Annotated in this window: 11 protein-coding genes; all 11 read left to right on the top strand. The window is 43.5% G+C overall.

The window, feature by feature from the left end:
* Window positions 1-175: 175 nt before the first annotated feature.
* The 11 genes from DESMER_RS18370 to carB all read left to right on the top strand — a co-directional run bounded on the left by DESMER_RS18370 (window position 176) and on the right by carB (window position 12,293).
* On the top strand, window positions 176-907 hold the full coding sequence (locus DESMER_RS18370; RefSeq protein ID WP_014904566.1) for a 2-phosphosulfolactate phosphatase: 732 nt from the start codon (window positions 176-178) through the stop codon (window positions 905-907).
* A 207-nt stretch (window positions 908-1,114) separates the two neighbouring features.
* Window positions 1,115-1,693 carry a phosphate propanoyltransferase gene (pduL, locus tag DESMER_RS18365; RefSeq protein WP_014904565.1) on the top strand — a complete coding sequence of 193 codons (579 nt, stop codon included), beginning with the start codon at window positions 1,115-1,117 and terminating at the stop codon, window positions 1,691-1,693.
* A 238-nt stretch (window positions 1,694-1,931) separates the two neighbouring features.
* Entirely contained in the window at window positions 1,932-2,282 is a 351-nt protein-coding gene (locus tag DESMER_RS18360; protein ID WP_014904564.1) for a DUF5665 domain-containing protein, read from the top strand.
* A gap of 24 nt (window positions 2,283-2,306) precedes the next feature.
* On the top strand, window positions 2,307-2,981 hold the full coding sequence (locus tag DESMER_RS18355; protein ID WP_014904563.1) for a TraR/DksA C4-type zinc finger protein: 675 nt from the start codon (window positions 2,307-2,309) through the stop codon (window positions 2,979-2,981).
* A gap of 61 nt (window positions 2,982-3,042) precedes the next feature.
* Window positions 3,043-3,516 (top strand): signal peptidase II, encoded by a 474-nt coding sequence (gene lspA / locus DESMER_RS18350; RefSeq protein WP_014904562.1) that lies wholly within the window; start codon window positions 3,043-3,045, stop codon window positions 3,514-3,516.
* Between the two features lie 51 nt (window positions 3,517-3,567).
* Window positions 3,568-4,539: an RluA family pseudouridine synthase gene (locus DESMER_RS18345; protein WP_014904561.1), complete on the top strand. Its 972-nt coding sequence runs from the start codon at window positions 3,568-3,570 to the stop codon at window positions 4,537-4,539.
* Between the two features lie 259 nt (window positions 4,540-4,798).
* Complete coding sequence (gene pyrR, locus DESMER_RS18340; protein ID WP_014904560.1) at window positions 4,799-5,362, top strand: bifunctional pyr operon transcriptional regulator/uracil phosphoribosyltransferase PyrR; 564 nt, start codon at window positions 4,799-4,801, stop codon at window positions 5,360-5,362.
* A gap of 376 nt (window positions 5,363-5,738) precedes the next feature.
* Window positions 5,739-6,674, top strand: coding sequence for an aspartate carbamoyltransferase catalytic subunit (locus tag DESMER_RS18330; protein WP_014904559.1), 936 nt, complete (start codon window positions 5,739-5,741; stop codon window positions 6,672-6,674).
* The gene (locus DESMER_RS18325) at window positions 6,661-7,971 is read left to right on the top strand and encodes a dihydroorotase (RefSeq protein WP_014904558.1); all 1,311 of its coding nucleotides are present in this window, start codon (window positions 6,661-6,663) and stop codon (window positions 7,969-7,971) included. Before DESMER_RS18330 ends, DESMER_RS18325 begins: the two co-directional genes overlap by 14 nt.
* A gap of 39 nt (window positions 7,972-8,010) precedes the next feature.
* Window positions 8,011-9,117 carry a glutamine-hydrolyzing carbamoyl-phosphate synthase small subunit gene (carA, locus tag DESMER_RS18320; protein ID WP_014904557.1) on the top strand — a complete coding sequence of 369 codons (1,107 nt, stop codon included), beginning with the start codon at window positions 8,011-8,013 and terminating at the stop codon, window positions 9,115-9,117.
* A gap of 2 nt (window positions 9,118-9,119) precedes the next feature.
* Entirely contained in the window at window positions 9,120-12,293 is a 3,174-nt protein-coding gene (gene carB, locus DESMER_RS18315) for a carbamoyl-phosphate synthase large subunit (protein ID WP_014904556.1), read from the top strand.
* The last annotated feature ends 38 nt before the right edge of the window (window positions 12,294-12,331 follow it).

Raw genomic sequence — 12,331 nt, 5'->3', positions numbered from 1 at the left:
TTATGTATTCTGTGTCTATTCTTTTCAATACAAAAAGCTTTATAAAAGCATGTTATTAAAAGAAATCGGAAATTAAGGATTTTAAAGAAATTATGCAGGAATTAAGTCAGAAAAAGTTGAATTATAAAAGGATTGTCCATAAAGTTATATAATAATAAAGGAATGGGGTGATCGCATGCAAATCGAAGTATTGCCGAGTACAGGGTCTCCACGAATTCCCTATTTAGAAGATAGATTAGTCATCGTGATTGATGTTTTGAGAGCAACAAGTACCATTGTGACGGCACTAGCCAATGGCTGCCAAGCCATTGTCCCGGTGCTTACCTCAGAGGAAGCCTTAGAGAAACGTTTAACGCTCCCCGGCTCATTATTAGGGGGTGAGCGTGATTCGCTGATCATTGAGGGCTTTGATTTAGGAAACTCTCCTTTTGACTATGTTCCCGAAAAAGTAGGAGGCAGAAGAGTAATTTTGACTACATCGAATGGCACTCGAGCTATACGAGATTCTATTGCTGCCCCAATGATTTGGATGGCTTCGTTTATCAATATGCATAGTATTGTTTTAGCTGTACACAGAGAATTTGAGAATCGAAATAGGTTAAAAGGAATAGTAGTGTTTTGTGCAGGTACAGAAGAACGTTTTGACTTGCCGGATACTCTTTGCGCCGGGATGTTAATTGATTCTTTGGGATCAAAGATTTTGCTAAACGATTTAGGTGAAGCTGCACGCCTGTTATATCGAAGCTCTGAAGATCATCTTACAGATAGGATTCGGAACTCAGTTCATGGGAAAAAACTTATATCCTTGGGCTTTGAACGAGACATAGAGTATTGCTCAACTCCAAATATTTTACCAATTGTTCCGGTGGTTCAAGAGGGAGAAATAGTTTGGTTGACAGGAGAGTAAGAATTCTTGTACCTGATATCAAATTTTTATGTAATTTCGTAATTCATCTACTTGCCGAAATCAACTGAATAAATAGTAATTTGTCGTAACGTATCGAAATAGGTATAATAAGTGTAAGGTATTTTAGAACTTCTGCCGATGCTTAAAAACTTGATATATTCTATTTCGCACGGTGGCATTACTATTTGATAGGAGGGAGATGAACTTATGGAAACCTTTAAAGTTCCCGTCGGAATATCTAATCGCCACATCCATCTGTCGCATGATCATATTGAGGCTCTTTTTGGTGAGGGATACTCTTTAACAAAGATGAAAGATCTTAGTCAACCTGGTCAATTTGCCAGTGAAGAAACTGTTACGCTCATTGGACCCAAAGGTGCAATTGCGGGAGTTCGGGTTTTGGGGCCTGCCCGAAAAGCTTCTCAAGTTGAACTTACTGCTACAGATACTTTTAAACTTGGGGTAAAACCGCCAGTCCGCGATTCTGGAAAGATTGAAGAAACGCCCGGCATTGATGTTGAAGGTCCAAAGGGAAGGATTCACATGAATAAAGGTGTTATTATTGCTGCCCGACATCTTCATATGAGTCCGCAAGATGCTGAGAAGTATAAACTCGACGATGGGCAATATATCCGAGCTATTGTCCCTGGTTCTCGGGGCGGAATTCTTGATCAAGTATTAGTTCGGGTAAGCCCTGATTACGCTCTTGACTTGCATGTAGACACTGACGAAGGGAATGCTTTTAGTTTAGTAAACGGACAATTGCTTGAGGTATGTCTTCCCTAGTGGAAGAATATAAACCTTGTTTTTATCTATGTGGGAAGCTCTTAGGCTATAAGTAGTGCATGTTTTTTAAAAGGGTTGTAATTAACTTCTAAAGGTTAATTACAACCCTTTTATTTGAATTAGAAGCCATAATTAGCTTAATTACTGAATTTTTTAAGATTATTATATTTTAAATGAATCAGTGTAAATTACAAAGCTGTGGGAACAATAAAAAAGATGTTTAACGTGAGGTGATAACGTGGCCGTTTCGAAAGAAGAGAATAAACCGACCATGGAACTCTCGATAAGTAACGATGAAACGGATTCTATTAATGCTCAGAAGTTAGCGGGATTGAACCATCAAGTTGCTTTGTTGGCAGAAACTCTGGAAAAAATGAGACTAGCTGATTATATTTCTTATTTAAATCGGCCGGGAAGAATGCTATGGATTAATTTTGGGGTTGGTCTTTTGCGAGGATTGGGAACTGCCCTGGGAGCAGGTTTGCTGGCTGGATTTGCCTATTTTATTTTAAAACGGATAGTAGTTCTGAACCTGCCAGTAATAGGAGGATTGATTGCGGAATTAAGCAGATATGTTAATCAACCCTAAATTTGGAGTAGGAGGCGAAGATAATTGAAAGATCAAAAGCGATATGATAAATTGATCAATACATTACATGAAGAACGAAGTGAAGTTATGGAAACTGCCGCTGAATTATTTGAAGGAAGTATGAAAGATTCATTAGGAGAATTATCCCTCGTGGATAATCATCCTGCAGATGTTGGAAGCGAATTGTACCAGCGGTCACGTGATATTGCCGAACATGATCGCCTAAGTCATAGAATTGGAGCTATTGACAATGCTCTGGAAAGGTTTGAAAAAGGAAACTATGCTAAATGTGAGCATTGTGGCCAACAAATTCCCTATGAACGTCTTGAGGTTTTGCCTTATACGACAGTATGTGCTAAATGCAGCCGTGAGGAAGAAAAGGAAGAGCAACACTCCCTGCATCGAGAACCAGTGGAAAATGAAATTTTAAATCGTCCTTTTTCCAGGACTTTTAATGATGGTACCGATCGGGTAATGTTTGATGGTGAGGATTCATGGCAGGCAGTGGCACGCTATGGGACTGCAGATACTCTTCAGGACTTGGGAACTAACCGGAATATTTCCGATCCTAATAATCTATATGAAGATTCGGACGAGACTATTGGCTCAGTCCAATTTATTGAAACCATAGAAACTCAACGGGAACCGGAAGGGCGCTTAAACACCATTCATTATAGTAAAGAGCACGGACAAACATAATTATTTGCCCCACTTAAAACCCTATGTTAAGATGAGGGAAAGAATAGTGGGAGGGAATCTGTTGTTAGTTTGGCTTGCAATAATTGGGGTTTGGGGTATTGATCGTTTTCTAAAGGTTTTAATTCAAACATACTTTATTCCGGGCGAAACGCTAAAAGTTTTCCCCGGGATATTCCATTTGACCTATGTCTTGAATCCAGGTGCAGCTTTTGGTCTGATGGCGGGCCGAACTTGGATTTTTATCCTTACAGCGGTTCTGGTTGTTGGAGGTGTGGTTTATGGGCAATATCGTATACCGCGCCATGAGAGGATTACTAGACTGGCATTAGGGATAATTGGAGGCGGAGCACTGGGGAATTTGTACGATAGGCTGGTTATAGGACGGGTTGTAGACTATCTTGATTTTCAGATTTGGCCGTATGTGTTTAACTTCGCTGATAGTATGATTGTTGTAGGGGTAGGATTACTGTTGCTGGCTATTTATCGGGATGAGAGAGCCTCAAGGAGATCTGAACTTGATGTAAATGATGAGTAGTGAACTGCATTTAGCTCTCACCGTGAAAAACTAGGTATTGGGGTATGAAGAGTGTTAATTGATTCAACAAATAATTCAGGATTAGATTGCTCCGATTGCGGATTGGATGAAGATGAACATATACCTTCTTGCGAGCAAGTGTTTGAACTTCCTGAAGGAGTTCGCTTAGATCTTGGAGTAACTGAAGTTTTAGAAAAAAGCCGTTCTTTCGTTCAGGGTCTAATCACAAAAGAATGGGTACTTGTTAATGGGTTAGCTAGAAAATCGAATTACAAAATACGCCAAGGGGATCTAGTAAAAGTCACTATTCCGGCTCCAAGAGAATCTTCGGCTACACCGGAAAATATTCCCCTGGAGATTATTTACCAGGATGAGGATGTTTTAGTTGTCAATAAACCTCAAGGAATGGTAGTTCATCCGGCTCCCGGGGCTTGGACGGGAACGATGGTTAATGCTTTACTATACCACTGTGATAACCTTTCCGGAATCAATGGAGTGTTGCGACCGGGGATTGTACACCGCATAGACAAGGATACATCGGGGATTTTGGTGGTGGCCAAGAACGACTTTTCACACCAAGGTCTTGCGGCACAGCTTAAAGCACATTCCATGGAGAGAAAATACTTGGCCCTGGTTCACGGGGTCATGACGGAGCCATCAGGAACCGTCGATGCCCCAATTGGCCGTGATCCTTCTGATCGAAAACGCATGGCGGTGGTTATGCAGAATTCGAAACAGGCTGTGACACATTATACCGTTGTTGAACGTTTCGGTGATACTTCATATTTGGAAGTTTGCTTAGAGACAGGGCGAACCCATCAGATACGCGTACATATGGCTTATATAAAACACCCGATTATAGGGGATCCGGTATACGGTCCTAAGAAGAATCAATTTGGAATACAAGGTCAAATGCTTCATGCAGCTCATTTAGGTTTTGAGCATCCGCGCAATGGGTCATGGATGAGTTTCGGGTCGCCTCTGCCGAATAAGTTTGCCGCTCTGCTTGAAAAAATGCGCTAGTTGAGAGACTACTCAATAAATTCCGGCATTTGAATTAGTGCATTGACTTTTAAGCAAAGCTAAAGTAAACTAGGGAACAAGAATTATGGCCTTTAATGAAGTCCCGAGAGGCTTGGGAAGGCAGACGGATACATGGAAAACTGTCTGCTTTTAGGACAGTTTTTTTGTACTACTCAGAAAGTATCCGAGCAACCAATTACCAATTAGGACGGAAAGATCTAAGGATAAAGATTCCCTGGGAAGAAAGGAGTTAGAAGCCTTGGAAGGAACAATAAAGAGTAAGATTTTAGATCCGGATGGAATTCGCCGGGCAGTAACTCGTATTGCTCATGAAATTGTCGAAAAGAATAAAGGTACTGATAAACTTGTCCTAGTAGGGATTCGTAGAAGAGGAGTGCCTCTTGCGGAACGAATCCAGCAGTACATCGAAGAATTCGAGGGAGTAAAGGTTCCATTGGGAATCCTGGATATTACTCTTTACCGAGACGATCTCAGTACCATTGACATTCACCCTGTCGTTCATGAAACAGACATTCCGGTAAGTATTGAAGGTAAAGCGGTTATTTTAATTGATGATGTACTTTACACAGGCCGAACGGCTCGTGCAGCTTTAGACGCAACAATGGATATAGGAAGACCTGAACGAATTCAGTTGGCCGTGCTGGTCGACCGGGGACATAGAGAGTTGCCTATCCGAGCAGATTTTGTTGGTAAGAACCTTCCCACCTCTCGTCGAGAAATTGTTGCTGTTCGACTTAAAGAAGTGGATGGGGACGAAGACGTGCTCTTGCTCGAAAGAGATGATGATATTAATAAAATTTAATCAACCGGTTCCCTTTAAATGTTATCCAGAGAGATAACCAAGGGGTGAGTTGGATATAGTAGGCTATGCCTATTTTTAAATCCTCTCCCTTTTGGGACGAGGATTTTTACATTTTTACCCGGTCTTCCAGAAACTAAGGGGATATTGCTAAGTGAACACTTTAGTGGAGTTCACTGTAAAGCGAGTGCTGATACTGAAGCAAATATTACGCCGAGGTTCACATCCTGAACTACCCGGAGGTTGGCGTAATAGCTTCAGTATCCAGCGAGCGAGTGAATGGAACGTGTGTGAACGTGCAATTCCCCTTACTTTCAAAGAGAATAATCACAAACTGTTTAGAAATAATAAGAATGGAAAAAATTAGGGAGGTTTCTTCATGAAGTGGCAGCGTAAAGATATTCTAGCGATTGAGGATATGAGTGTGGAGGAAATCCGTCATATTTTGCATACTGCAAAAGTGATGAAAGAGATTTTAATGCGTCCAATAAAAAAATTGCCTACATTAAAAGGAAAATCAGTAGTTAATCTTTTCTATGAAGCAAGTACAAGGACTCGAACCTCCTTTGAAATGGCTGCGAAGGTTTTAGGGGCTGATACAACAAGTATTGCAGTTGCTCAGAGCAGTGTAAGTAAAGGAGAGAGCTTATATGATACAGCAAAGACGATTCAGGCAATGAGAGCTGATGTCGTGATACTGAGGCATCCTAGTTCAGGTTCAGCGAAGTTTTTAGCAGATATCTTAGACCCGGCAGTCATTAATGCAGGTGATGGGCAGCATGCCCACCCAACCCAAGCATTACTGGATATATTTACGATGCAGGAACATTTGGGAGAGCTAGAAGGTAAGAACGTGGTCATTGTGGGGGATGTTTTACATTCTAGGGTTGCTAGAAGTAATGCTTGGTGTCTGCAAAAGATGGGGGTAAATGTGACTTTGGCCGGACCTCCGACGCTTGTTCCCGCTGAAATGGAAGGATTGGGAGTTAACATGACTCATGATCTAGACAGTGCTTTACCCGGAGCGGATATCGTTATGGCCCTTCGCCTCCAACTTGAAAGACAGAAAAGCGGACTCTTTCCCAGTCTCCGTGAATATAGCCACCTGTATGGCTTGACCACAGAGCGTCTCAAGAAAACAGGCAAACAAAGCATCGTGTTGCACCCCGGCCCGATGAATAGAGGGGTTGAAATTTCCGATGATGTTGCTAATGGGGTCGACGCCTTGATTGAGCGTCAAGTCACGAATGGTGTAGCAATCCGTATGGCATTGATTTATTTACTGATAGGAGGGTCCGGCAATGTGGTGGCTTAAAGACGTTATGGTTATAGATCCTAGTCAAAAAATATCTGCTCCCCAGGATGTTCTCATTAAGGATAAAACAGTATTAGAAATTTCCTCGGCGATGACCGAAGAGGAAGTTATCGTAAAAGCGCAGGGCAAATCTGTGGAAACAATCAATGGGAAAGGTAAATATCTATTTCCAGGACTTATTGATGTACACACTCACCTGCGTGAACCAGGTCAAGAGGATAAAGAAGATATTTTAAGTGGAGCACGTGCTGCAGTACGGGGTGGATTTACAACAATTCTGGCCATGGCTAACACACAACCTCCCATAGATAATCGAGCTTTGGTCGAGTTTGTACGTAGACAAGGTGAACGTGCCGGATATGCCCATGTCTTTCCCATAGGGACAGTCACTAAAGGTATGCAGGGCAGTGAACTGGTAGAGATGGCGGATATGAAAGCAGGAGGAGCAGTAGCTTTTTCGGATGATGGTAAAAACATTCAGAACGCAGAAATGATGAGGCTTGCTCTAGAATATGCCAAACTTACGGGCTTTCCGATTATCAGTCACTGTGAGGATAAAGATTTAGCCGGAGATGGCCTTATGCGAAGAGGCGTGGCCTCAGGGAGGATGGGATTAAGAGGAATTCCGGCCAGTGCCGAGAGTGTAATAGTGGCCAGGGATTTAATTCTAGCCGAGGAAACTGGTGGGAAGCTTCATCTGGCCCATATTTCAACTGCTGATAGCGTAGAGCTGATTCGAAAAGCTAAAGCACGAGGTGTCAATGTAACGGCAGAGGTCAATCCCCATCATCTCATCTTTTGTGATGAAGAGATAGGCATTACAGATACAGTGCTTAAGGTAAATCCTCCCCTGGGTTCGAAAGAGGATCGGGAAGCCTTAATTGAAGGGCTGCGTGATGGAACTATTGATATGATAGCAACTGATCATGCCCCACACACTCAGGCAGAAAAAGCGCGACCTTTTGCAGAAGCTCCTTTTGGAATTGCTAGTCTCGAGACTGCCTTGAGTGCTGTGTGGAATTACTTGGTATTACCCGGGCGATTGTCCCCGGATCGTGTGATTGAGGCCTGGAGTATGGCTCCGGCACAACGGTTTGGTTTGAACGGGGGAACCCTCAAGCCTGGGGCAATAGCGGATATGGTGCTTTTTGATCCGAACTTCTCAGAGATGATCGATTCGACGAACTTAGTTTCTAAAGCTCGTAATACTCCGTTTTTAGGAAAGATCATGGAAGGGTTCCCGGTGATGGTTTGGGTTGAAGGTAAGTTAGTGCAGAGGGATAGAGTTGTTAGATAGATAAAGCATTTGAAAGTATGGAGGAGAGGAAGTGTCGAGGTGGCTTATCTTATTTTTGAAGATGGGACGACCTTTGAGGGAGAAGAGTTTGGGGGATGGGAAAAGAGTTTCACCCAGGTAGAAGAGCAAGAAGTCGTTTTCAATACCTCAATGAGTGGCTATCAGGAGATGGTTACAGATTTATCCTATGCAGGTCAGATACTTGTCCTTACTCAACCCCTGATTGGAAACTATGGATGGCATCACGAAGAAAATGAAGCGGATAAAACACGCCTGCAAGGGCTCATCCTTCGCGAACTTTCCGGGGGAGAGGGGAGTCAGCATGGTGAGGGGTCTCTGGAGGATTATTGTTATCAGCATGGTGTACAAGGCCTAAAGGGAGTTGATACACGAGCGCTGACCAGATATTTGCGGCAATTTGGAACCTTGCCAGGAGTACTTGTTCGCACTAAAGAGATTGGGCAGGAGTATTGGAGGAATTCGAAGAAAAAAATAAAGGAAAATAGTGAGCATTGGGTCTATCGTTCGACGGTCAAAGAGTCATTTGAAATTCCCGGATCGGGTCCATTAATTGCAGTCATAGATTTTGGCGTAAAACGAAATATCATTCGTAACCTTCAGAAAAGAGGGTTTCGGATTATGGTTTTCCCAGCTAGGACTAAGGCTGAAGAAATACTTAAGAATCGCCCCAGTGGGATTGTTCTGAGCAATGGCCCTGGCGATCCTGAAGAGTTACCAGAAGAAATTGCTACAGTACGGAAGTTATATGATAAGCTGCCGATCTTAGGGATATGTCTGGGACATCAGCTTTTAGCCTTGGCTGCAGGTGGAAGAACCTACAAATTACTTTATGGACATCGGGGCGGGAATCATCCGGTGATCGACATCCGCTCTGGAAAAGCGACAATGACATCCCAAAACCATGGCTACGCTGTACAGGAAGACTCTTTGAAGGGTTCGGGCTTTGAGGTTACCTTGCTGAATCTCAATGATGGAACTGTAGAAGGAATGGAGCATACTTCTTATCCAATTTTATCGGTGCAATTTCATCCGGAAGGGGCTCCGGGGCCTGAGGAGAATGATGGAATTTTCGACCGTTTCAAGTCTATTGTTTTAGACAGATCAGCTCGAAAGGGGAGAGGATAAGAATGCCCAAAAAAGAGTGGAAAAAGGTTTTGGTAATTGGCTCAGGCCCCATCGTAATTGGACAGGCGGCAGAATTTGACTATGCCGGCACACAAGCTTGCCGAGCTCTTCGCGAGGAAGGGATTGAGGTCATTCTTGTAAATTCCAATCCTGCCACAATCATGACGGATCGTGAAACAGCAGATCGGGTTTATATAGAGCCTTTAACTGTGGAATCTATGGAACGGATCATTGAACGGGAGAGGCCTGACGGGTTGATACCTACGATGGGTGGACAAACAGGCTTAAACTTAGCGTATCAGCTTGCTAAAAGAGGGGTTTTGGAGCGCTGTGAGGTCACTCTAATGGGAACCTCGCTGAAAAGCATTGACCAAGCTGAAGATCGAGAGAGCTTTAGGGCTCTAATGAAAGAACTTGGCGAGCCGATTCCGGAAAGCATGATTGTTTCCCAGGTTGACGATGCCCTGAAATTTGCGGATGTTACCGGTTATCCACTTATTGTTCGGCCGGCCTTTACCTTGGGTGGAACCGGAGGAGGAATTGTTCAAAACAAAACTGAACTTCAACAGATTGCAGAAAGTGGCCTTCAGGCAAGTCTGATTGGTCAGATTCTTGTAGAGAGAAGTGTAGCCGGTTGGAAGGAAGTCGAGTTTGAGGTTTTACGGGATGGAGCAGGCAACTGTATTACCATATGTCACATGGAAAATATGGATCCCGTAGGAATACATACAGGTGACAGTATTGTTGTAGCACCTTGTCAAACATTAACTGACCGAGAGGTTCAAACCCTGCGCAGTGCCTCTTTAAGAATTGTTAATGGTCTAGGGATTGAAGGTGGGTGTAACGTCCAATTTGCTCTCCATCCTTCCCAAATGGAATATGTTGTGATCGAGGTCAATCCTCGCTTAAGTCGCTCAAGTGCTTTGGCCTCAAAGGCTACGGGATATCCTATTGCTAAAGTCGCTGCTAAGATAGCCTTAGGTTATGCTCTAACAGAACTCAAGAATGCTGTGACGGGAAAGACCTCCGCTTGTTTTGAGCCGGCCCTGGACTATGTGGTTGTGAAGTTTCCGCGCTGGCCCTTTGATAAATTTACAGAGGCAGATCGTCATTTAGGGACTCAGATGAAGGCAACGGGGGAAGTAATGGGGATAGGTCGGAACTTGGAATCCGCCCTGCTCAAAGCCATCCGTTCTCTTGATATAAAAGTTTATGGGGTTCGCCTGGCGGAGCTTGAGGGACTTTCAGACGCGGAACTTAAAGACGCTTGTTTAAAACCCGATGATCGCCAGTTGTTTGTTTTTGCTGAAGGTTTGAGACGCGGTTGGACAGTAGATTGGTTGGTTCAAGAAACCGGTTGGAATCGATACTATTTGAATATACTAAAACGTCTTGTTGATGAGACAATATTAGTGGAACAGACTCCTTGGGATGAGGCAAGTTTGCTTCGAGTAAAACGGCTAGGGTTTTCTGACTTGGAGATTGCATCTCTCTGGAAAACTACTGAGGACAAAGTACATCAATTTAGAAAAGAGCAAAAAATACAACCTATTTTTAAAATGGTGGATACCTGCGCCGCAGAATTTGAAGCGACAACACCTTACTTTTATTCCAGTTATGATCTGGAAGATGAAGGGGATGTTCATAAACGGCCTAAAGTTGTCGTTCTGGGTTCAGGCTCAATTCGCATAGGACAGGGTATAGAATTTGATTATTGTTCAGTACATGCTGTACTGGCCCTGAGAAAAGCGGGTTATGAAAGCATTATAATCAATAACAATCCGGAAACAGTGTCGACGGATTTTGACACGGCTGATCGTCTTTATTTTGAACCATTAACCTTGGAGGATGTTTCCGAGATTTTAGATAAAGAACAACCTGATGGAGTAGTCGTTCAGTTCGGTGGGCAGACGGCAATAGGTTTAGCAAGCGGCCTAGCAAGACGTGGGTATAAGATTTTGGGCACGACGGTAGAAGATATCGATCGTGCGGAAGAGAGAGGGAATTTCGACCGGGTACTGCAAGAGCTAGGTGCTCAGCGGCCTCGCGGGGGCGGTGCCAGGAATATGGAGCAGGTGCAGCGAGTGGCACTGGAGATTGGATTTCCGTTAGTTGTGCGACCGTCTTATGTTCTCGGTGGCCGGGCTATGGACATCGTTTATGAAGAGAAGGAATTAGAACCGGTTATTAAGCGAGCTTTTTCCGCATCCTCAGACCAGGAGATCTGGATGGATCAATATCTCCTTGGTACAGAGGTTGAGGTTGATGCTATCTCAGATGGGGAGAATGTTTTTATCCCCGGGATTATGGAACATTTGGAGAGGGCCGGAGTTCATTCCGGAGATTCTATAGCAGTCTATCCGCCTCAAACTCTCGACTTAAACATGAAAGAACGTATTATTGCTTTGACAAAATCCTTAGCACGATCCTTGAAGATAAAAGGTTTGCTTAATATACAATATGTCATTTACCACCAAGAACTCTATGTTCTAGAGGTTAATCCGCGATCAAGCCGTACAGTTCCCTTTCTAAGTAAAGTTACCGGGGTTCCAATTGTTGATTGGGCTTCCAAAGTTATCCTGGGCAGAAAATGGGAAGAAATAGGTATCCCACACGGCCTCTGGCCTGTCAGTGATAGAGTTGCTGTCAAAGCACCTGTTTTTTCCTTCTCTAAGCTGCAAAGAGTCGAACCGTCGTTAGGCCCTGAGATGAAATCTACGGGTGAAGTTATGGGCATGGACAAAACCTATGAAAAGGCTCTCTACAAGGCGTTGCTGGGAGCGGGATTGTCCTTTACGACTTATGGGTCTGTGTTAATAACCTTGGCAGATCGGGATAAAGCGGAAGGGTTGGAGCTGGCAAGACGTTTCGCAGAAATTGGTTTCCGTATCTTAGCTACTGAGGGGACTACCCGCTATTTAAAGACTCAGGGATTAAGGGTAGAAACAATTGCCAAGCTGCATGATGGTTCTAACGAAATCATCGATGGTATTCGCAAACAAAAGATTCAATACGTTGTCAATACAACAACTCATGGTCGAGTCCAAGAAAGTGATGGCTTTGCGATCCGTAGAGCAGCTGTAGAACATGGAATCCCTTGCTTCACAAGTTTAGATACTGCGGCAGCGTTGCTTCAAGTTTTGGAAAGCATTTCTCCGGGGCTCTTGCCTCTATAGTGATGAAATTCCTTGTTTAATATTTCTGTTCCTAATCT

It is taken from the genome of Desulfosporosinus meridiei DSM 13257 (genome assembly GCF_000231385.2).
Taxonomy (GTDB): domain Bacteria; phylum Bacillota; class Desulfitobacteriia; order Desulfitobacteriales; family Desulfitobacteriaceae; genus Desulfosporosinus; species Desulfosporosinus meridiei.
Note: the sequence above shows the minus strand (reverse complement) of the source record. Positions and strands in the feature narration are given on the sequence as shown.